This is a genomic window from Streptomyces sp. NPDC056347 (genome assembly GCF_042262625.1).
Classification (GTDB): domain Bacteria; phylum Actinomycetota; class Actinomycetes; order Streptomycetales; family Streptomycetaceae; genus Streptomyces.
On record NZ_JBHJQP010000144.1, the window covers coordinates 1 to 21,409 of the forward strand.

A 21,409-nucleotide genomic window follows, 5' to 3' on the forward strand; every position below is an offset into this window, starting at 1 on the left:
GGGGTACGGCCAGGGCCGTACCCCCGCTCCGCCGTTCCGCCCGGCTTCCGCACCCGGTCACCGGCGGGCCGGGGGTGATCCGGCGCGTCAGCGGACCCGGGCCCCGACGTCGTCGAGCTGGGCGGCGAGGATCTCCTCGAACGCGGCGCGCCGGTCCGCGCCGAGGGGGCGGACGTCACGGGCGAAGTGGGACAGCGCGGGGAAGCGTTCGGGGTCGGCGCCGAGCACGGCGACGCGGAACTGCTCCATGCCCTGCTCGTACTCCTCGGGGGTGATGGTGCTGATGCCGGCCTCGGAGGAGATCAGCGCGGCGATGAGGATCACGACGCGGTGGTAGCGCGCCGGGATCTCCTGGTCGGGCAGACCCGACGCGCGCAGGGCCTGCAGCACCTCCTCCATGACCAGCCGTGATCCGGTGCCGCCGGACCCGTAGCGCCCCCAGACCGCGGCGAGTTCGGGCTGCTCGCCGAAGGCGTCGCGCAGGCACAGGGCCAGTGCGGTGATGCGCTGTCTCCAGTCGCCCTCGGGGCGGTAGCCGTCCATGGCGGTCAGGAGGACCCGGTCGGCGACCGCGCGCAGAAGTTCCGTCTTGTTGCGGAAGTGCCGGTAGAGGCTGGAGGAGTCGGTCCCGAGCGTGGCGGCGAGTCTGCGCACGCTGAACGACTCGGCGTCGCCCGTGCGCAGCAGTGCCACCGCCGCTTCCAGGATCTCCTCGGTCGACCATCGCTTGCGGCCCGTCATCTTTCTTCTCCTTCGTCAGCGCTCAGCCTATCCCATGCGCTTGCTGCTGCACGCGGTGCGTGCATAATGAGTGCAGAGCGTTGTCCGAGGGTGACGACATGCCCGGCGTCCGGCCGGGAGGAAGAAGGAGACATGAGCGAGACCGCCATCGCAGCGCGACCGCCGGAGCCGGACTTCTCGGCATTATCGGACGGGCAGCTGATCGCCTACCGCGAGGCGGAGAACCGCTTCCGGGCCTCCGGCGCGGCGCGGGCGATCCTCGGGGAGCCGGACCCAGGCGCCGCGATCCACTGGCGGGAGATCGCGCTGCCCGGCCGCGACCTGCCGGTCCGGGTGTACCGGCCGGTCCCGGCCGGGGCGGGCGAAACGGCCGCCCGTGACGGCCTGCCGCTCGTGGTCCATGTCCACGGAGGCGGCTTCGTGGGCACGGCGGCGCAGTGCGACTGGGCCAACAGCCGCCTCGCCGCCCGGCTGCCCGCGCTCGTCGTCTCCGTCGAGCACCGCCTCCTCGCTCCCGGCAGCACACTCGCGAACGCCGCCGACGACGGCTGGGACGTCCTCGACCACGTGGTCAGGAACGCCGCGCAGTGGGGCGCCGACCCGGCGCGCACGGCCGTCTTCGGCGAGAGCTGCGGCGGGCTGATCAGCGCCCTGACCGCCATCCGGGCCAGGGACGCCGGGCTGCGGCTCGCGGCGCAGGTACTGGTCAACCCGGCGGCCGACGTGACCGGGACGATGTTCGACTACGCGTCGATGGACGAGTACGCGGACAGCCCGGCCCCGGTCCTGCCGCAACTGCGCCTGTTCCGGCGGCTCGCCGTACCGCCGGGAGCCGACGCCCGCGCGGTCTCGCCGCTGTACGCGGACGATCTGCGCGCACTGGCCCCGGCGCTCGTGGTGGTGCCCACCCGGGACGCGGTCGCCGATCACGGCCGCCGCTACGCCGGGCGGCTGAGCGCGGCCGGGACGTCCGTGCGGCTTTCCGAATACCCCGGCGCGAGGCACGCGTTCCTCACCCTGCCCGGTGTCGAACCACAGGCCGGCGCCGCCCGGGAGGAGATCCTCCGGTTCCTCCGCGCGGCCCTGGCGAAGTGACGGGGGAGGGCGCCGTGCAGCGCGCCGGCATCATCAAAGTGGGCGGGACCGGCCGGGCCGTGGTCGGCGGCCCGTGTGACGGAGGCGATCCGCCACCGGAGATCCTCCGCTCTCCCTGGGGGCCCGCGCCGCGGCCGAACTCACCGCACGCCACGAGGGCGTTCACGTGTGTTCGGGCAACCAGGGAGCGGCGGATCGTCCCGAGGCGCTGATCGTCGCCGCGCGCCGCCAGGACCACCGGGAGGCCCTCGCCGGGCCGAGTCCGGGCGCTACAGCGTGGAGCGCAGCCACTGCTCCACACTCGCCACATGCACCGTCGCCCAGGCCCGAGCCGCCTCCGCGTCCCGGTCCCGCAGCGCGGACACGATCGCCCGGTGCTCGTGGAGCGTACGGCTGACCGCGTCCTCCTGCGTCAGACCGCGCCAGACCCGCGCCCGCGTGGTCGGACCGGACAGCCCGTCGAGCAGCGAGCAGAGCACCGAGTTCCCCGACGACTGCACGATGCCCCGGTGGAACTCCAGGTCACCGGCGACCAGTTCCTCCACCGAGGGCTGCGCCCCCAGCGCGTCCAGCTGTGCGGTGAGGGCGTCCAGCCGGTCCTCGGTGATCCGGGTGGCCGCCATCGCCGTGGCGGCCGGTTCCAGGATCCTGCGCACCGCGAGGAACTCCAGCACCGTGTCGTCGCGGTGGAAGTCCACCACGAAGCTCAGCGCCTCCAGGAGCAACTGCGGGTCCAGGCTGGTCACATACGTGCCGTCGCCCTGGCGCACGTCGAGGATGCGGATCAGCGACAGGGCCCGCACCGCCTCCCGCAGCGAATTGCGGGAGAGTCCCAGCTCCGCGGCGAGCTCGCTCTCCTTGGGGAGCCGGTCGCCGGGGCGCAGCGCACCCGAGACGATCATTCCCTTGATCTTCTCGATCGCCTCGTCGGTGACAGCCATGACGGTCCTCCTGCGTCCGGAGCGGAATCAGCCAGCGGAATCAGACATCCGATGTATCTCCTCATTATGCGGGTCGGCACATCCCGCCGGACGGGGCCGCCCGCGTACGGGCGAAGGGGCGGCCCCTCGCGGGACACCAGCAGTGTCCTCGCGGGAGCCGCCCCTTCGCGTACGCGTCCTGCCGGTCAGCGCCGGTCGCCGAGCACGGACTCGACACCGGCCCGTATCTCGTCGGTCGCCAGGCCCCGGATCGTCAGCGTCGTCCGGCGGCGCAGCACGTCGTCCGCCGTCTCGGCCCACTCGTGGTCCCGGGCGTAGGCGACCTGCGCCCAGATCTCCGGCGCGTCCGGGTGGACGCGCTCGGCGAGCGCCGGGTTCTCGTTCGCCATCCGGGCGATGTCGAAGGCGAGCGAGCCGTAGTGGGTGGCCAGGTGCCGGGCGGTGTCGGCGGCCATCCGGGGGCCGGGGGCGGTGCCGTCGACGACCAGCCGGTGCGCCACCGCGTTCGGGTTGGCGATGCCGGGCAGCGGGAGCTTCTTCGGCAGGTGCGCGATCGGCTCCATGTCCTCGGCCAGCGGGTGCCCGGGGAGCGCGGCCAGCTTGTTCATCACCGTACGGCCGATGTGGCGGAACGTCGTCCACTTGCCGCCCGCCACCGACAGCATCCCGCCCCGGCCCTCGGTGACCACCGTCTCGCGCTTGGCCTTGGAGGTGTCGCCGGGGCCGCCGGGCAGCACCCGCAGACCGGCGAAGGAGTAGGTGATCAGATCGCGCGACAGCTGCTGGTCCCGGACCGAGAACGCCGCCTCGTCCAGGATCTGCGCGGTGTCCTTCTCGGTGACCGCGACGTCCGCCGGATCACCCTCGTACGCCTCGTCCGTGGTGCCGAGCAGCAGCATGTCCTCCCACGGCAGGGCGAAGGTGATGCGGTACTTGTCGATCGGGGTGGCCAGCGCGGCTTTCCACGGACGGGTCCGCTTCAGGACCAGGTGCGCGCCCTTGGACAGACGGATGGAGGGCGCCGCGCCCGGGTCCTCCATCTTCCGCAGGTGGTCGACCCACGGCCCGGTGGCGTTCAGCACGAGACGGGCGTCCACGCCGAACTCCGTACCGTCCAGCCGGTCCTCCAGCTCGGCGCCGGTCACCCGGCCCCGGGTGAACCGCAGCCCCGTCACCGCCGCGTGGTTGAGGACGACGGCGCCCGCGTCGACGGCCGCGCGGACGGTCATCAGCGCCATCCGGGCGTCGTTCATCTGGTCGTCGCCGTAGACCGCGACGGCCTTCAGATTCTCCGTGCGCAGCTCCGGCACGTCGCGCCGGGCCCGCGCCGGGCTGATCACGTGCCCGACGCCGTCCCCGAAGGCGGAGAGCGCCGAGTACGCGAACACGCCCGCGCCGAGCTTGGCCGCGCCGTGGGGCCCGCCCTTGTACACGGGCAGGTAGAAGGTGAGCGGGTTGGCGAGGTGCGGGGCGACCTGACGGGACACCGCGCGCCGCTCGAAGTGGTTCTCCGCGACCAGCTTCACCGCGCCGGTCTGCAGATAGCGCAGACCGCCGTGGAGCAGCTTGGAGGAGGCGGAGGAGGTGGCGCCGGCGAAGTCGCCGGCGTCCACCAGGGCCACCCGCAGCCCGGACTGCGCGGCATGCCAGGCGGTGGAGATGCCCAGAATGCCGCCACCGATCACCAGGAGGTCGTACGCCGCCTTGGACAGCTGTTCCCTGGTCTCGGCACGGCTCGGAAGGGAACCGGAGGCCGGATGGGTCCCGAGGGCCGGGACACTCTGCAGGGTGGTCATGTCGATTACTCCTCGGCAGTGTTCTCGTCGAGCCAGCCCATGGAACGCTCCACGGCCTTCAGCCAGCTCTTGTACTCGCGGTCGCGGGTGTCCGCGGCCATGCGGGGGGTCCACTCGGCGGCCCGGCGCCAGTTGGCGCGCAGCGCGTCGGTGTCCGGCCAGAAGCCGACGGCCAGGCCGGCGGCGTAGGCGGCGCCGAGGCAGGTCGTCTCGGCGACCATGGGCCGCACCACGGGTGCGTCCAGGAAGTCGGCGAGCGTCTGCATCAGCAGGTTGTTGGAGGTCATGCCGCCGTCGACCTTGAGGGCGGCCAGCTCCACCCCCGAGTCCTTGGTCATCGCGTCGGTGATCTCGCGGGTCTGCCAGGCGGTGGCCTCCAGCACGGCACGGGCGATGTGCGCCTTGGTGACGTACCGGGTCAGACCGGCGATGACACCGCGGGCGTCGGAGCGCCAGTACGGGGCGAACAGGCCGGAGAACGCGGGCACGAAGTAGGCGCCGCCGTTGTCCTCGACCGACAGGGCCAGCGTCTCGATCTCGGCCGCCGACTTGATCAGCCCCATCTGGTCGCGCATCCACTGCACCAGCGAACCGGTGACGGCGATGGAGCCCTCCAGGGCGTAGACCGGCTTCTGGTCGCCGATCCGGTAGCCGACGGTCGTCAGCAGCCCGTTGTACGAGTTGACCGGGGTCTCACCGGTGTTCATCAGCATGAAGGTGCCGGTGCCGTACGTGGACTTGGCCTCGCCCTCGGAGAAGCAGGTCTGGCCGAAGAGGGCCGCCTGCTGGTCGCCGAGCGCGGACGCCACCGGGACGCCGTCGAGCACGCCGCCCCGGGCGGTGCCGTACACCTCGGCGGAGGAGCGGATCTCGGGGAGCACCGCGGCCGGGATGTCCATCGACTGCAGGATGCGCTCGTCCCACTGCATCTCGTGGAGGTTCATCAGGAGCGTGCGCGAGGCGTTGGTGACGTCGGTGACGTGGACGCCGCCGTCGGTGCCGCCGGTCAGGTTCCAGATGACCCAGGAGTCCATGGTGCCGAAGAGGATGTCGCCGCGCTCGGCGCGCTCGCGCAGCCCCTCGACGTTGTCCAGCAGCCAGCGGACCTTGGGGCCGGCGAAGTAGGAGGCGAGCGGCAGACCGGTCTCGCGGCGGAAGCGGTCCTGGCCGACGTTGCGGCCGAGCTCCTTGCACAGCGCGTCGGTCCGGGTGTCCTGCCAGACCAGGGCGTTGTGGACCGGCTCGCCGGTGTTCTTGTCCCACAGCAGCGTGGTCTCGCGCTGGTTGGTGATGCCGATCGCCTTCACGTCGGCCGCGGTGATGCCGGCCTTGGCGATCGCCCCGGCCACCACCTCCTGGACGTTCGCCCAGATCTCGGTCGCGTCGTGCTCGACCCAGCCCGGCTTCGGGAAGATCTGTTCGTGCTCCTTCTGGTCGACGGAGACGATCCTGCCGTCCCGGTCGAAGACGATGCAGCGGCTGGAGGTGGTGCCCTGGTCGATGGCCGCGATGAACGGGCCGGCGGTGTGTGCGTCGGTCACGGTGTGCTCCCGGAAGTCTGTGTGGTCGTGGGGGTGCGGGGCTGCGGGCGCCGCGGCTCAGGCGAAGGCGACGTTGTACAGCCCGCCGGCTATCGCGCCGCCGAGAAGCGGTCCGACGATCGGGACCCAGGCGTAGCCCCAGTCGGAACCGCCCTTGTTCGGCAGCGGAAGCAGCGCGTGCACGATACGCGGGCCGAGGTCGCGGACCGGGTTGATCGCGTACCCCGTCGGGCCGCCGAGCGAGAGACCGATGCCGACGACGACCAGCGAGGTGATCAGGGCGCCGAGGGTGCCCAGACCGTCGCCGTCATTGTTGAGCCCCTGGGTGAGGATGGCCAGGACCAGCACGACGGTGGCGATGATCTCCGTGGCCAGGTTCTGCACGGCGTGGCGGATCTCCGGACCGGTGGAGAAGATGCCGAGGACCGGCCCCGCGGCGGGCGCCGCGGCCTGGTCGACCAGGCCGTCCTCACCCGTCCGGGTGCCCACGATCTCCGGATCGGTCAGATGGGCCCGGAACTGCCCGTAGTACGTCAGCCAGACCAGCACGGCGCCGATCATCGCGCCGAGCAGCTGGGAGCCGAGGTAGACCGGTACGTCGCTCCACTTCGTACCGCCCTCGATCGCGAGGCCGATCGTGACCGCCGGGTTGAGGTGCGCGCCCGAGACGCCGCCGGCCAGGTACGCGCCGGTCAGCACCGCGAAACCCCACCCGAAGGTGATGGCCAGCCAGCCGGCGTTCCGGGCCTTGGAGTGCTTGAGCGTGACGGCGGCACAGACACCACCGCCGAGCAGGATGAGTACGGCGGTCCCGATGGTCTCGCCGATGAAGATGTCGGAGCTGGACACCCGCGACTCCTTTGTCCTTCGTCCAGGGAAGCCGAACCACGGGTCACTCCGGTGGTCCGCGCCCTCGGGGGAGGGCGTTTCCGGCCCTGCGCACCGTCACACCCTAACGCGAGTTTCCGTCAGGTGTTCGACAATGCCGACCGGTGAACGGCAATGCTTCCCCCAGGTGAATCAGGCGTCAAGGGTTGTGTGACCCATAACCCGATCGTTACCGGGCGTGCCGCGCGCGGCGCCGCCCGAGGGGCGGACCGGACCCCGGGCGGATCAGAACCGGCCGGCGCCGAGGTCCCGGGAGACCGCGCGGGCGCAGTCGCGCACCGCCGCGACCAGCTCCGGGCGCAGCTCCCCGGCCGCGCAGACCCGCTCCACGGCGCCGGTCACGGCCACCGCGCCGACCGGCATCCGGCGCCGGTCGTGGATCGGGGCGGCCACCGCGGCCACCCCCTCCCAGGTCTCCTCCACGTCGGCGGCCCAGCCCCGCGCCCGGATCAGGTCGAGCATCGCCTCGAACTCCTCCGCGCCGGTCACCGTGCGTGGGGTGAAGGACTGCCGCTCCGCCTCCACGGCCTCGGTGTGCGCCACCGGGTCGTACGCCGCGAGCACCTTGCCCAGCGCGGTGGAGTGCAGCGGCTGCATGGCGCCGACCTCCAGCACCTGGCGGCTGTCGTCGGGGCGGAACACATGGTGGACGATGAGCACGCCCTGCTGGTGCAGCACCCCCAGATGGGTGCTCTCGCCGCTGGAGCGGGCCAGGTCGTCCGTCCACACCAGCGCGCGCGCCCGCAGCTCGTGCACGTCCAGATAGCTGTTGCCCAGCCGCAGCAGCTCGGCGCCCAGCTGGTAGCGGCCGGACGCCGCGTCCTGCTCGACGAAGCCCTCGTGCTGCAGGGTGCGCAGGATGCCGTGCGCGGTGCCCTTGGCCAGGCCCAGCGAAGAGGCGATGTCGGACAGCCCCAGCCGCCGCTCGCCGCCTGCCAGCAGCCGCAGCATCGCCGCCGCCCGCTCCAGCGACTGGATGTTCTTGGCCATCGCGCCGTACTCCTCCACCTCGGTTCGACAATGCTGAACACTATCGGTCGATGCCGACCGGCGCTCGATCGTGCGACGAAACCGCGCCAGTACATGGATCCGGACATCTCCCCGCACAGCATGCAGTCCGCTCCGTGGGACGGAGTGACGGCCCCGGCCGCCGCCCGGCTAGGCTGGCCTGGTGCGCCTTCCACCGAAGTGCGCAAAGCCGACAGCCGTCGCATCCCAGGGAGTACATCCATGGCCTCGTCGCCGACCCCTTCCGCCGACAGCCGGAACCGAGCCGAAGCCCTCCGTGAGGCGCTCGCCACCCGCGTCGTGGTGGCCGACGGCGCCATGGGCACCATGCTCCAGGCGCAGGACCCGTCCCTCGACGACTTCCAGAACCTCGAAGGCTGCAACGAGGTCCTGAACGCCACCCGCCCGGACATCGTGCGCTCGGTGCACCAGGAGTACTTCGCCGCCGGCGTGGACTGCGTGGAGACCAACACCTTCGGCGCCAACCTGTCGGCCCTGGGCGAGTACGACATCCCGGAGCGGATCTTCGAGCTCTCCGAGTCCGGCGCGAGCATCGCCCGCCAGGTCGCCGACGAGTTCACCGACCGGACCGGGCAGCAGCGCTGGGTGCTCGGCTCCATCGGCCCCGGTACGAAGCTGCCGACCCTGGGCCACGCCCCGTACACCAAGCTCCGCGACGCCTACCAGCAGAACGCCGAGGGGCTGGTCGCGGGCGGCGCCGACGCCCTGCTGATCGAGACCACCCAGGACCTGCTCCAGACCAAGGCGGCCGTCATCGGCGCCCACCGGGCCCTGGCGGCCGCCGGCGCCTCGCTGCCGGTGATCTGCTCCGTCACCGTCGAGACGACCGGCACCATGCTGCTCGGCTCCGAGATCGGCGCGGCGCTCACCGCCCTGGAGCCGCTCGGCATCGACCTCATCGGCCTGAACTGCGCCACCGGCCCCGCCGAGATGAGCGAGCACCTGCGCTACCTCGCCCGGCACTCGCGCATCCCGCTCTCCTGCATGCCCAACGCCGGCCTCCCCGTGCTCGGCAAGGACGGCGCGCACTACCCGCTCTCCCCGTCCGAGCTGGCCGACGCCCAGGAGACCTTCGTCCGGGAGTACGGCCTCTCCCTGGTCGGCGGCTGCTGCGGTACCACCCCCGAGCACCTGCGCCAGGTCGTCGAGAGGGTCCGCGGCACCGCCGTCGTCCCCCGTACCCCGCACCCCGAGCCGGGCGCCGCCTCCCTCTACCAGAGCGTCCCCTTCCGCCAGGACACCTCGTACCTGGCGATCGGCGAGCGGACGAACGCCAACGGCTCGAAGAAGTTCCGCGAGGCCATGCTCGAGGCCCGCTGGGACGACTGCGTGGAGATGGCCCGCGACCAGATCCGCGAGGGCGCGCACATGCTCGACCTCTGCGTCGACTACGTGGGCCGCGACGGGGTGGCCGACATGGAGGAGCTGGCCGGCCGCTTCGCGACCGCGTCCACCCTCCCGATCGTGCTGGACTCCACGGAGCTGCCGGTGCTCCGGGCCGGTCTGGAGAAGCTGGGCGGCCGCGCCGTCCTGAACTCGGTCAACTACGAGGACGGCGACGGGCCCGAGTCCCGGTTCGCCAAGGTCACCGCGCTGGCCGCCGAGCACGGCGCCGCGCTGATCGCGCTCACCATCGACGAGGAGGGCCAGGCCCGCACCGTCGAGCACAAGGTCGCCGTCGCCGAGCGCCTGATCGCCGACCTGACCGGCAACTGGGGCATCCACGAGTCGGATATCCTCATCGACACCCTGACCTTCACCATCTGCACCGGCCAGGAGGAGTCGCGCGGCGACGGCATCGCCACCATCGGCGCCATCCGCGAGCTGAAGAAGCGCCACCCCGAGGTGCAGACCACGCTCGGCCTGTCCAATATCTCCTTCGGTCTCAACCCGGCCGCCCGCGTCGTACTGAACTCCGTCTTCCTCGACGAGTGCGTGAAGGCCGGGCTGGACTCCGCGATCGTGCACGCCTCCAAGATCCTGCCGATCGCCCGCCTGGAGGAGGAGCAGGTGAAGGTCGCCCTCGACCTCATCTACGACCGGCGCGCCGAGGGCTACGACCCGCTCCAGAAGCTCATGGAGCTGTTCGAGGGCGTCAGCACCAAGTCGATGAAGGCGGGCAAGGCCGAGGAACTCCTCGCCCTGCCCCTGGAGGAGCGGCTCCGGCGGCGCATCATCGACGGCGAGAAGAACGGCCTGGAGGCCGACCTCGACGAGGCACTCCGCTCCCGCCCCGCCCTCGACATCGTCAACGACACCCTCCTGGAAGGCATGAAGGTCGTCGGCGAGCTCTTCGGCTCCGGCCAGATGCAGCTTCCCTTCGTGCTCCAGTCCGCCGAGGTCATGAAGACCGCGGTCGCCCACCTGGAACCGCACATGGAGAAGTCCGACGCCGAGGGCAAGGGCACCATCGTGCTGGCCACCGTCCGCGGCGACGTCCACGACATCGGCAAGAACCTCGTCGACATCATCCTGTCCAACAACGGCTACAACGTCGTCAACCTCGGCATCAAGCAGCCGGTGGCCGCGATCCTGGAAGCCGCCGAGGAGCACCGGGCCGACGTCATCGGCATGTCCGGCCTCCTGGTCAAGTCCACCGTGATCATGAAGGAGAACCTGGAGGAGCTGAACCAGCGCAAGCTGGCAGCCGACTTCCCGGTCATCCTCGGCGGCGCGGCCCTCACCCGCGCCTACGTCGAACAGGACCTCCACGAGATCTACGAGGGCGAGGTCCGCTACGCCCGCGACGCCTTCGAGGGCCTGCGCCTGATGGACGCGCTGATCGCGGTCAAGCGCGGCGTCCCCGGCGCCGCGCTGCCCGAGCTGAAGCAGCGCCGGGTGCCCAAGCGCGACACCGCCGTCCTGGAGGTCGACGAGCCGGAGGAGGGCGTGCGCTCCGACGTCGCCGTCGACAACCCGGTCCCCGAACCCCCCTTCTGGGGCACCCGGGTCGTCAAGGGCATCCAGCTCAAGGAGTACGCCTCCTGGCTCGACGAGGGCGCCCTCTTCAAGGGGCAGTGGGGCCTGAAGCAGGCCCGCGCCGGGGACGGGCCCAGCTACGAGGAGCTGGTGGAGACCGAGGGCCGCCCGCACCTGCGCGGCTGGCTCGACAAGCTCCACACCGAGAACCTCCTGGAGGCCGCCGTCGTCCACGGCTACTTCCCGTGCGTCTCCAAGGGCGACGACCTGATCCTGCTCCACGAGGACGGCTCCGAGCGGACCCGCTTCACCTTCCCGCGCCAGCGCCGCGGCCGCCGGCTCTGCCTCGCGGACTTCTTCCGCCCCGAGGAGTCCGGCGAGACCGATGTGATCGGTCTCCAGGTCGTCACCGTCGGCTCGCGGATCGGCACCGAGACCGCGAAGCTCTTCGAGGCCAACTCCTACCGCGACTACCTGGAGCTGCACGGCCTGTCCGTGCAGCTGGCCGAGGCCCTCGCCGAGTACTGGCACGCCCGGGTCCGCTCGGAGCTGGGCTTCGGCGGCGAGGACCCGGCCGACGTCGAGGACATGTTCGCGCTGAAGTACCGGGGGGCGCGCTTCTCCCTCGGCTACGGGGCCTGCCCCGACCTGGAGGACCGGGCGAAGATCGCCGAGCTGCTCCGGCCGGAGCGGATCGGGGTGCACCTCTCCGAGGAGTTCCAGCTGCACCCGGAGCAGTCCACCGACGCGATCGTCATCCACCACCCGGAAGCCAAGTACTTCAACGCCCGGTAAGGCGCCGTTCGACGCGCGGTAGCACCGCAAGTCGTACACTTGTCGGTCCAGTGCAGGCCGGTCGCCCTCCCACGGGAGTGGCGGCCGGCCTTCTCGTCCCTTACGGAAGGTGTGCCGGATGACCAGCACGGTCCCCGCGTCCTTGACCCGCACGGCCGAAGACGCCGCGCTCCAGGCAGTCCTCCTCGACATGGACGGCACCCTGGTCGACACCGAGGGCTTCTGGTGGGACGCCGAGGTGGAGGTCTTCGCCGACCTCGGGCACCGGCTCGACGAGGCGTGGCGGGACGTGGTGGTCGGCGGTCCGATGACGCGCAGCGCCGGATACCTCATCGAGGTCACCGGAGCGGACGTCAGCCTCGACGAGCTCACCGTGCTCCTCAACGACCGCTTCGAGAAGCGCATCGCCCGCGGCGTCCCGCTGATGCCGGGCGCCGAGCGGCTGCTGGCCGAGCTGGCCGGGCACGGCATCCCCACGGCCCTGGTCTCCGCCTCGCACCGTCGGATCATCGACCAGGTACTGGACTCGCTGCGCCCCCACCACTTCGCCCTGACCGTCGCGGGCGACGAGGTCTCCCGCACCAAGCCGCACCCGGAGCCCTACCTCACCGCCGCGGCGGGCTTCGGCGCCGACCCCGAGCGCTGCGCGGTGATCGAGGACACCGCGACCGGAGTCGCGGCCGCCGAGGCGGCCGGCTGCCGCGTCGTCGCCGTACCGTCCGTCGCGCCCATCGCCCCCGCGGCGGGCCGACTGGTCGTGGGCTCGCTCGAAGAGGTCGACCTCGCCCTCCTGCGGCGCCTGGTCGCAGCACCGTACTGACGACCGGAACCCCTCGTTCCTGAGCGGCCGGCGCCACCCATTAGTGTCGCCCTGTCCATGCCCGGATCAGGGAGAGCGTCCACGATGAACCGCAAGAACCTGGTGCTGCCGGCCGTCGTCGGCCTCCTCGCACCCGTACTCGCCGCCTGCGGCGCGTCCGACGACCGGGCCGACCGCGGGGCGGCCGTCGTGGTCGGCACCACGGACCGGCTCGTCGCCTCGAAGGGCAGCCCCGCACCGCTCGACCCCGCCGTCGGTTACGAGGCGGGCGCGTGGAACGTGTTGCGGCAGACGGTGCAGACCCTCACCCGGGTGCCGCTCGGCGGCGGCCGGCCGGTGCCCGAAGCGGCCGAGAACTGCCGGTTCACGGACCGGCAGAACGAGAGCTACCGCTGCGAACTGCGCCCCGGCCTGACCTTCGCCGACGGATCCCCCCTCACCGCCGACGACGTCAAGTACTCCATCGACCGGGTACTCGCCCTCCGCACCCCGGGCGGCCCGGCCACCCTGCTCGACACCGTCGACACGGTCGAGGCCCAGAACGAACGCGAGGTCGTCTTCCACCTCCGCACCCCGGACGCCACCTTCCCGTACAAGCTCGCCACCCCCGTCGCGGGCATCGTGCCGCGGAGCGCGTACGCCGCGAAGTCCGCCCGGACCGGCTTCCAGGTGGACGGGTCGGGCCCGTACACCATGAAGGCGACGACCGAGGACCAGCGGGTGGTCAGGATCAGCTTCACCCGCAACCCCCGCTACAAGGGCGGCCTGAAGATACGCAACGAACGCGTCGAACTGGATCTCTTCCGATCCGCCGATGCCATGGAGACGGCGCTGCGCGACCGGCGGATCGACATGATGACCCGCACCATGAATCCCGCCCGGATCCAGCAGCTGCGGGAGCACCCCGCGGACGGCGTCGAACTCATCGAGATACCCGGCCTCGCCACCCACTACCTCGGCTTCGACACCACGGACCCGACCGTGAAGAACCGGGCGGTCCGCCAGGCCATGGCCCAGATCGTCGACCGGGACGAGATCACGGCCAAGGCGTACCGCACCACCGCCGATCCGCTCTACTCGCCGATCCCCTCCGGCATCGCCACGCACACCAACTCGTTCTACGACGCCTACGGCGAGCCCAGCCCCGCGAAGGCCGCGCAGCTGCTGCGGTCCGCCCACGTCCGCACCCCGGTGAAGCTCACCCTCGACTACACCACCGACCACTACGGCGACGCCACGGCCGAGGAGTTCGAACTGCTGAAGAAGCAGCTCAACGACACCGGGCTGTTCGACGTCACCGTCCGGGGCACCGCCTGGGACACGTTCCGGCCCGCACAGCTCCGCGGCGACTACGCCGTCTACGGCATGGGCTGGTTCCCCGACTTCCCCGACCCGGACAACTTCACCGCACCGTTCCTCGGCCGGGACAACGTCCTGAACTCGGCCTACACCTCGGCCACGGCACAGCGAACGCTCATCCCGCAGTCCCGCCGCGAGACCGACCGGACCGCGACCGCCGACACCTTCCGGCGGGTCCAGGACATCGTCGCCCGGGACGTACCGCTGCTGCCGATCTGGCAGGGCAAGGAGTACGTCGCCGCGCGCCAGGGCATCACCGGCGTCGAACGGGCGGTCAGCACCTCCGCCGGCCTCCGCCTCGGCGAACTGGCCCGCGACCCCCGCTGAGCGGCCGCGGCCCGCCCCGCCGCTCCGGCTACTGGGCGCCGGGGCGCACCAGACCGCTCTCGTACGCGTACACCGCGGCCTGCACCCGGTCCCGCAGGCCCAGCTTGGTCAGCACATGGCCGACATGCGTCTTGACCGTCGTCTCGCTGACGAAGAGGTCCGCGGCGATCTCGGCGTTCGACAGACCGCGCGCCACCAGCTTCAGCACCTCGACCTCGCGGTCGGTCAGTGTGTGCAGGGTGTTCGGCACCGGCTCCTCGCCGGAGGGCAGATGGTCCGCGTACTTGTCCAGGAGCCTGCGCGTGATGCTCGGCGCGAGCATCGCCTCGCCCGCCGCGACCACCCGGATCGCCTGCACCAGCTCATTGGCCGGAGCGTCCTTCAGCAGGAACCCGCTGGCACCGGCGCGCAGCGCCTCCACCACGTACTCGTCGAGATCGAACGTGGTCAGCACCAGCACCTTCGCCGGACCGTCGCGTCCCGGGCCGGTGATCTGGCGCGTCGCCTCCACACCGTCCATCCGGGGCATACGGATGTCCATCAGCACCACGTCGGGCTGGAGCGCCCGCACCTGGTCGATGGCCTGGAGACCGTCACCGGCCTCGCCCACCACCGCGAGGTCGCCCTCGGCCTCCAGAATCATCCGGAAGCCGGTGCGCAGCAGCGGTTGGTCGTCGACCAGCAGGACGCGGATAGCCACAGGGTCTCCTTGTCTCCCTCAGGGTCCTTCGGGGGCCGCGGGCCGGCCGGCCTCAGCACGGACCGGGTCCATTCTGCCCTGCTCGTCCCGCTCCGGCTCCGCCGGGCGGACCGTCAGCGGATAGACCGGGGGAGTACCGCCGAACTCGGGGCAGAACGCGCGGTGGTCGCACCAGCCGCACAGCTTCGTCGGCCGGGGCCGCCACTCACCGGTCTCCGTGGCCTGCGCGATCGCCTCCCACAGGGCCAGCAGCTTGCGCTCCACCCGCTCTAGATCACCCATCACCGGGTCGTACGTCAGGATGTCGCCACTGCCCAGGTAGACGAGCTGGAGGCGGCGCGGCACCACACCCTTCAGCCGCCAGATCACCAGGGCGTAGAACTTCATCTGGAAGAGCGCGCCCTCCGCGTACTGGGGGCGCGGGGCCTTGCCCGTCTTGTAGTCGACGATCCGGACCTCGCCGGTCGGCGCCACATCGATCCGGTCGATCACCCCGCGCAGCCGCAGCCCCGACTCCAGCTCCGTCTCGACGAAGAGCTCCCGCTCGGCGGGCTCCAGACGCGTCGGGTCCTCCAGCGAGAACCACCGCTCCACCAGGCCCTCCGCCTCCGACAGCCACTGCGCGAGCCGCTCGCCCCCGGGGTCCTCGGCGAACAGCTCCGACAGCTCCGGCCGGGACTCCAGCAGCCGGTCCCACTGGGCGGGGACCAGCGCCGTGGCCCGGCCCGCGGTGCGCTCCGCCGCGGGATTGTCGAAGAGCCGCTCCAGCACCGCGTGCACCAGCGTGCCCCGCGTAGCCGCCTCGCTCGGCTTCTCCGGCAGCCGGTCGATGACCCGGAAGCGGTACAGCAGCGGGCACTGCATGAAATCGCTCGCCCGCGACGGTGACAGGGACGAGGGCGGCTGTACGGGCGTCGGCGGGGAAGTCATGTCGAAGACCCTACGGCCCGCCACTGACAGCGGGCGACATACCATCGACCCCACAAGCTCCGAACACCGCATCACCGCGCAGTGGCGCACCTACCGAAGGGATCCCGTGGACGAGAGCGGCGACAGCGGGCGCCCGCAGTCCGGTACGGGGGCAGCACCCCCCGGCACCGGCCCCGACAAGGGCGGACCGCAGCGCCCCGAAGAGCCCGGCGGCGGCATCCTCATGGGCCGCCCCTTCGGTGTGCCGGTGTACGTCGCGCCCAGCTGGTTCCTGGTGGCCGCACTGATCACCTGGGTCTTCGGCGGCCAGCTCGACCGCGTGCTCCCCGAGCTCGGCGCGGCGCGCTACCTGGTCGCGCTGTTCTTCGCGATCGCCTTCTACGCCTCCGTGCTCGTCCACGAACTCGCGCACACCATCGTGGCGCTGCGCTACAAGCTGCCGGTGCGGCGCATCCAGCTCCAGTTCTTCGGCGGCGTCTCCGAGATCGAGAAGGAGTCCGAGACCCCGGGCCGCGAATTCCTCCTCGCCTTCGTGGGGCCGCTGCTCTCCCTGGTGCTCGCGGGCGTGTTCTACGCCGGGATGAAGTTCGTCGAGCCGGGCACCGTCCCCGGCGTCCTGCTCGCCGGACTGATGATCTCCAACCTCCTGGTCGCCGCCTTCAACCTGCTCCCCGGCCTCCCGCTGGACGGCGGACGCATGCTCCGCGCCGTCGTATGGAAGATCACCGGCCGACCGATGAGCGGTACGGTCGCCGCCGCCTGGGTCGGCCGCGCCCTGGCCGTCGTCACCCTGATCGGCCTGCCGCTGCTCACCCGCACCGGCGCCCTCGGCAACGACCCGGCCGAGCTCAGCAGCATGGACACCCTCACCGACGCGCTGCTCGCCGCCATCCTCGCCGCCATCATCTGGACCGGGGCCGGCAACAGCCTGCGCATGGCCCGGCTGCGCGAACACCTCCCCGAACTGCGCGCCCGCACCCTCACCCGCCGCGCCGTCCCGGTGGAGACCGCCACCCCGCTCTCCGAGGCGCTGCGCCGCGCCAACGAGCAGGGCGCCCGCGCCCTGGTGGTCGTCGACGGACAGGGCGAGCCGACGGGCATCGTCCGGGAGACGGCCATCGTCGCCGTCCCGGAACACCGCCGCCCCTGGGTCGAGGTCGGCGGCCTCGCCCAGGACCTCACCGACGGCATGAGGATCTCCGCCGAACTGTCGGGCGAGGCGCTCCTGGAACGGCTCAAGGCCAGCCCGGCCACCGAGTACCTGGTCCTGGAGGAGACCGGCGAGATCTACGGAGTCCTCTCCACCGCCGACGTCGAGCGCGCCTTCGTCGCCGCGCTGGCCCGGCCCGCCTCCTGAGAGCCCCGCCGCGGGCCCGGGGCTCGCGGCGGACGCCCCGGAAATCACCGGTACGCTGGTCACATGTCTGAACCGACCGGTGCCGCCCGCCGACGCGGGCCCTTCAAGGTCGGGGACCAGGTCCAGCTCACCGATCCCAAGGGACGCCACTACACCTTCACGCTCGAAGCAGGAAAGAACTTCCACACCCACAAGGGTTCTTTCCCGCACGACGAGCTGATCGGTGCCCCCGAGGGCAGTGTGGTCCGGACCACGGGAAACGTCGCCTATCTCGCGCTGCGCCCCCTGCTCCCCGATTACGTCCTGTCCATGCCCCGCGGCGCCGCCGTGGTCTACCCCAAGGACGCGGGGCAGATCCTGGCCTTCGCCGACATCTTCCCCGGCGCCCGCGTCGTGGAGGCCGGAGTCGGCTCGGGATCGCTCTCCACCTTCCTGCTGCGCGCCATCGGCGACCAGGGCATGCTGCACTCCTACGAGCGCCGCGAGGACTTCGCCGAGATCGCCCAGCAGAACGTGGAGCGCTACTTCGGCGAACCGCACCCCGCCTGGCAGCTCACCGTCGGCGACCTCCAGGACAACCTCTCGGACACCGACGTCGACCGCGTCATCCTGGACATGCTCGCCCCCTGGGAGTGCCTGGAGGCCGTCTCCAAGGCACTGGTGCCCGGCGGCATCCTCTGCGCGTACGTCGCCACCACCACCCAGCTCGCCCGGACCGTCGAATCCATCCGTGAGATCGGCTGCTTCGCCGAACCGCAGCCCTGGGAATCGATGATCCGGAACTGGCACGTCGAGGGCCTGGCGGTCCGTCCGGACCACCGGATGATCGGCCACACCGGCTTCCTCGTCACCGCCCGACGCCTGGCCGACGGAGTGGAGGCCCCGCTGCGCCGCCGCCGTCCCGCCAAGGGCGCCTACGGTGAGGACTACGACGGTCCCGGCAGCCAGAGCGGCTCCTCCCGCGGCTGACCGGGCGATGCGCGGGCGCCGTCGCCGAATCCCGGGCAACCCCGGGAACTCGGCGGCGGCGTCGCTTCGTTGCCGGTGGGGACGCCGTCCCCGCCGGCCCGGAATCACGTACCGACCCCAACGTTCCGCCGGTCGGTGAGGTGTGGCACGATGCTGGCCACCCCGCGCCACCGGGCGCCGCCCGCCCAGGGCATCCTCGGACCACAGGAACCACAGGAGACATCCCGCGTGCAGCCCTCCGAGCTACCGGACCTCGCGCACACCGACACCACGCCGCTGCACTGGCTCGCCACCGCCGCGGCCATGGCCGCCGTCATCGCGGCCGCCGGCCTGCTCCAGCCGGACCCGACGGCCTCCGCCTCCACCCCTCACCGCACCACCGCGCAGCACGGCACCGCGCCCGCCATCGCCCCCGATCCGGCCCGGGTGTCCTTCCCCCTGGACTGCGGCGGACTCAAGAGCATCGTGGCGAAGCAGGCCACCGGCGATCTGGACGGCGACGCCCGCCCCGAGACCGTCGCGGTGGTCCACTGCGACGCGGGCTCCGGCACCCCGCCCAGCGGCGTCTACGTCCTGACACGGGGAAGCGGGGCCGCCCCCCGGATCGTGGCGACCCTGGTCGACCCCGCCCAGGGGACGAGCGTCAGCGATTTCGCCGTGCGCGACGGCATCGTCTCGGCCACCCTGCTCGGCTATTCCTCCGACGCGGTGGCGCGTTGCTGCCCGGACCAGCAGGAGCGGGTCACCTGGCAGTGGAAGGGCGGCGCGTTCGTCCGCGCCACCCAGCCAGCTCCCGCCGGAGTCTGAGACGACACCGGGCCGGTCACCGACGGTGACCGGCCCGGTGCGGGTGCCAGATCAGGCTGCCTCGGGGCCGTACACCTCGACGCTGTCCGAAACGCGACGTACATGGATGCACTCGCCGGGGCACTCCTTGGCCGAATCGACCACGTCCTGCAACAGCGGCAGCGGCACCGGCGTCGTCGCGCCCGCGTCCTGGAGCAACTCGTCGTCCGCGCTCTTCACATAGGCCAGACCGTCGATGTCCAGCTCGAACACCTCGGGGGCGTACTGCACGCAGATGCCGTCTCCCGTGCAGAGGTCCTGGTCGATCCAGACCTCCAGGTCCTGTGCGTCGCCGCCGTTGGGAGCGTCCTGCTGCACGGTCATTTCTCCTGCCGTTTCCTGCGTATCCGAACCAAAAGAAGCCAGCCCTGACGGGTGTTGAACGGTTCGACGATACAACCGGCCGCTTTCCGATGTTGAAGGGTGGGTATTCCCCTGACACGAGGGGGAACGCAAGGGTGAAGATCGGACACGCACCGCAGTCTTTGTGATCTAGGGGTTTCAATCATCACCCACGCAGGTAGGGTCAGGAAGCGTCCAGCTCCCCTTGGAGGAGGTGAGGACCGTGGCAGCCCACGACGACGACATCAACCGCGGCATCCGGCCCGGACGGGGGTCCGAAGACCCGGCCGGCCAGGTTGCCTATCTCGAGCAGGAAATCGCCGTCCTGCGACGTAAGCTCGCCGACTCTCCGCGCCATACGAGGATTCTCGAAGAGCGGATCGTCGAGTTGCAGACCAACCTGGCAGGCGTCTCCGCACAGAATGAGCGGCTCGCCAACACATTGCGCGAGGCCCGCGACCAGATCGTGGCCCTCAAGGAAGAAGTCGACCGGCTCGCGCAGCCGCCGGCCGGCTTCGGGGTGTTTCTGCAGAGCAATGAGGACGGCACCTGCGACATCTTCACCGGGGGCCGCAAGCTCCGGGTGAACGTCAGTCCCAGTGTCGAGCTCGACGACCTCCGGCGCGGCCAGGAAGTCATGCTCAACGAAGCGCTCAACGTGGTCGAAGCCATGGAATTCGAGCGGGCCGGAGACATCGTCACCCTCAAGGAGATCCTCGAGGACGGCGAGCGGGCCCTGGTCATCGGGCACACCGACGAGGAACGGGTGGTGCGGCTCGCCGAGCCGCTGCTGGACATGACCATCCGCCCCGGCGACGCCCTCCTGCTCGAACCCAGGTCCGGCTACGTCTACGAAGTGGTTCCCAAGAGCGAGGTCGAGGAGCTCGTCCTCGAAGAGGTCCCGGACATCGACTACGACAAGATCGGCGGCCTGGGCGACCAGATCGAGCTGATCCGTGACGCGGTCGAGCTGCCCTACCTGCACCCCGACCTCTTCAAGGAGCACGAACTGCGGCCGCCGAAGGGCATCCTGCTCTACGGGCCGCCCGGCTGCGGCAAGACGCTCATCGCCAAGGCCGTCGCCAACTCGCTTGCCAAGAAGGTCGCCGAGGTGACCGGCCAGCCGGCCGGGAAGAGCTATTTCCTCAACATCAAGGGCCCGGAGCTGCTCAACAAGTACGTCGGCGAGACCGAGCGGCACATCCGCCTGGTCTTCCAGCGGGCCCGCGAGAAGGCGGGCGAGGGCACCCCGGTCATCGTCTTCTTCGACGAGATGGAGTCCCTCTTCCGCACCCGTGGTTCCGGTGTCAGCTCGGACGTGGAGAACACCATCGTCCCCCAGCTGCTCGCCGAGATCGACGGTGTCGAGGGCCTGGAGAACGTCATCGTCATCGGCGCCTCCAACCGCGAGGACATGATCGACCCCGCGATCCTGCGGCCCGGCCGCCTCGACGTGAAGATCAAGATCGAGCGCCCGGACGCGGAGGCCGCGAAGGACATCTTCGCGAAGTACCTCACGCCTTCGCTGCCGCTGCACGCGGACGACCTCGCGGAGCACACCGGCTCCAAGGAGGCCGCCACCCAGGCCATGATCCAGTCGGTCGTCGAGCGGATGTACACCGAGTCCGAGGAGAACCGCTTCCTCGAGGTCACGTACGCCAACGGCGACAAGGAAGTCCTGTACTTCAAGGACTTCAACTCCGGCGCGATGATCCAGAACATCGTCGACCGGGCCAAGAAGATGGCCATCAAGGCCTTCCTCGACCAGGGGCAGAAGGGCCTGCGCGTCTCCCACCTCCTCCAGGCATGCGTGGACGAGTTCAAGGAGAACGAGGACCTTCCCAACACCACCAACCCGGACGACTGGGCCCGGATCTCCGGCAAGAAGGGGGAGCGGATCGTCTTCATCCGCACCCTCGTCACCGGAAAGCAGGGCGCGGACACCGGCCGCTCCATCGACACGGTGGCCAACACCGGGCAGTACCTGTAGAAACGCCAACCGGCTGCGGATGCC

General features: G+C 71.1%; 17 protein-coding genes. 8 read left to right on the forward strand and 9 right to left on the reverse strand.

Features of this window, described 5'->3' with window-relative positions; translation table 11 throughout:
* Positions 1–87: 87 nt before the first annotated feature.
* A complete protein-coding gene (locus ACFCV8_RS27240) occupies positions 88–741 on the reverse strand; it encodes a TetR/AcrR family transcriptional regulator (protein ID WP_376688097.1) in 654 nt (217 codons plus the stop codon).
* Positions 742–873: 132 nt separating this feature from the next.
* Between ACFCV8_RS27240 and ACFCV8_RS27245 the strand changes: the two genes are divergently transcribed.
* Positions 874–1,836, forward strand: coding sequence for an alpha/beta hydrolase (locus ACFCV8_RS27245; RefSeq protein ID WP_376688098.1), 963 nt, complete (start codon positions 874–876; stop codon positions 1,834–1,836).
* A 269-nt stretch (positions 1,837–2,105) separates the two neighbouring features.
* Here the strand turns inward: ACFCV8_RS27245 and ACFCV8_RS27250 are convergent, their stop codons facing one another.
* The 5 genes from ACFCV8_RS27250 to ACFCV8_RS27270 all read right to left on the reverse strand — a co-directional run bounded on the left by ACFCV8_RS27250 (position 2,106) and on the right by ACFCV8_RS27270 (position 7,992).
* Positions 2,106–2,777 carry a FadR/GntR family transcriptional regulator gene (locus ACFCV8_RS27250; protein WP_376688099.1) on the reverse strand — a complete coding sequence of 224 codons (672 nt, stop codon included), beginning with the start codon at positions 2,775–2,777 and terminating at the stop codon, positions 2,106–2,108.
* 185 nt (positions 2,778–2,962) lie between these two features.
* On the reverse strand, positions 2,963–4,573 hold the full coding sequence (locus ACFCV8_RS27255) for an FAD-dependent oxidoreductase (RefSeq protein ID WP_376688100.1): 1,611 nt from the start codon (positions 4,571–4,573) through the stop codon (positions 2,963–2,965).
* 5 nt (positions 4,574–4,578) lie between these two features.
* Positions 4,579–6,114: a glycerol kinase GlpK gene (gene glpK, locus ACFCV8_RS27260; protein ID WP_376688101.1), complete on the reverse strand. Its 1,536-nt coding sequence runs from the start codon at positions 6,112–6,114 to the stop codon at positions 4,579–4,581.
* Positions 6,115–6,171: 57 nt separating this feature from the next.
* Positions 6,172–6,963 (reverse strand): MIP/aquaporin family protein, encoded by a 792-nt coding sequence (locus tag ACFCV8_RS27265; RefSeq protein WP_376688102.1) that lies wholly within the window; start codon positions 6,961–6,963, stop codon positions 6,172–6,174.
* Between the two features lie 264 nt (positions 6,964–7,227).
* Positions 7,228–7,992: an IclR family transcriptional regulator gene (locus tag ACFCV8_RS27270; protein WP_376688103.1), complete on the reverse strand. Its 765-nt coding sequence runs from the start codon at positions 7,990–7,992 to the stop codon at positions 7,228–7,230.
* A 240-nt stretch (positions 7,993–8,232) separates the two neighbouring features.
* On the opposite strand from ACFCV8_RS27270, the gene metH reads away from it, so the two are divergent.
* The 3 genes from metH to ACFCV8_RS27285 all read left to right on the forward strand — a co-directional run bounded on the left by metH (position 8,233) and on the right by ACFCV8_RS27285 (position 14,251).
* The gene (metH, locus tag ACFCV8_RS27275; protein WP_376688104.1) at positions 8,233–11,745 is read left to right on the forward strand and encodes a methionine synthase; all 3,513 of its coding nucleotides are present in this window, start codon (positions 8,233–8,235) and stop codon (positions 11,743–11,745) included.
* A 118-nt stretch (positions 11,746–11,863) separates the two neighbouring features.
* A complete protein-coding gene (locus ACFCV8_RS27280; protein ID WP_376688105.1) occupies positions 11,864–12,565 on the forward strand; it encodes an HAD family hydrolase in 702 nt (233 codons plus the stop codon).
* 84 nt (positions 12,566–12,649) lie between these two features.
* A complete protein-coding gene (locus ACFCV8_RS27285; RefSeq protein ID WP_376688106.1) occupies positions 12,650–14,251 on the forward strand; it encodes an ABC transporter substrate-binding protein in 1,602 nt (533 codons plus the stop codon).
* A 28-nt stretch (positions 14,252–14,279) separates the two neighbouring features.
* Here the strand turns inward: ACFCV8_RS27285 and ACFCV8_RS27290 are convergent, their stop codons facing one another.
* A complete protein-coding gene (locus ACFCV8_RS27290) occupies positions 14,280–14,951 on the reverse strand; it encodes a response regulator (protein WP_376688107.1) in 672 nt (223 codons plus the stop codon).
* Between the two features lie 18 nt (positions 14,952–14,969).
* Complete coding sequence (locus ACFCV8_RS27295) at positions 14,970–15,815, reverse strand: RecB family exonuclease (protein WP_376688111.1); 846 nt, start codon at positions 15,813–15,815, stop codon at positions 14,970–14,972.
* Between the two features lie 172 nt (positions 15,816–15,987).
* Here ACFCV8_RS27295 and ACFCV8_RS27300 point away from each other — a divergent pair, with 172 nt between their 5' ends.
* The 3 genes from ACFCV8_RS27300 (at position 15,988) to ACFCV8_RS27310 (ending at position 19,014) form a co-directional block, all read left to right on the forward strand.
* Entirely contained in the window at positions 15,988–17,238 is a 1,251-nt protein-coding gene (locus ACFCV8_RS27300) for a site-2 protease family protein (RefSeq protein WP_376688108.1), read from the forward strand.
* 63 nt (positions 17,239–17,301) lie between these two features.
* Complete coding sequence (locus tag ACFCV8_RS27305) at positions 17,302–18,207, forward strand: tRNA (adenine-N1)-methyltransferase (RefSeq protein WP_093541283.1); 906 nt, start codon at positions 17,302–17,304, stop codon at positions 18,205–18,207.
* Positions 18,208–18,435: 228 nt separating this feature from the next.
* A complete protein-coding gene (locus ACFCV8_RS27310; RefSeq protein ID WP_376688112.1) occupies positions 18,436–19,014 on the forward strand; it encodes a hypothetical protein in 579 nt (192 codons plus the stop codon).
* A 51-nt stretch (positions 19,015–19,065) separates the two neighbouring features.
* Here the strand turns inward: ACFCV8_RS27310 and ACFCV8_RS27315 are convergent, their stop codons facing one another.
* Positions 19,066–19,377, reverse strand: coding sequence for a ferredoxin (locus ACFCV8_RS27315; RefSeq protein ID WP_376688109.1), 312 nt, complete (start codon positions 19,375–19,377; stop codon positions 19,066–19,068).
* A gap of 241 nt (positions 19,378–19,618) precedes the next feature.
* On the opposite strand from ACFCV8_RS27315, the gene arc reads away from it, so the two are divergent.
* Positions 19,619–21,385, forward strand: a complete 1,767-nt coding sequence (gene arc / locus ACFCV8_RS27320) for a proteasome ATPase (protein ID WP_376688110.1) — start codon at positions 19,619–19,621, stop codon at positions 21,383–21,385.
* The last annotated feature ends 24 nt before the right edge of the window (positions 21,386–21,409 follow it).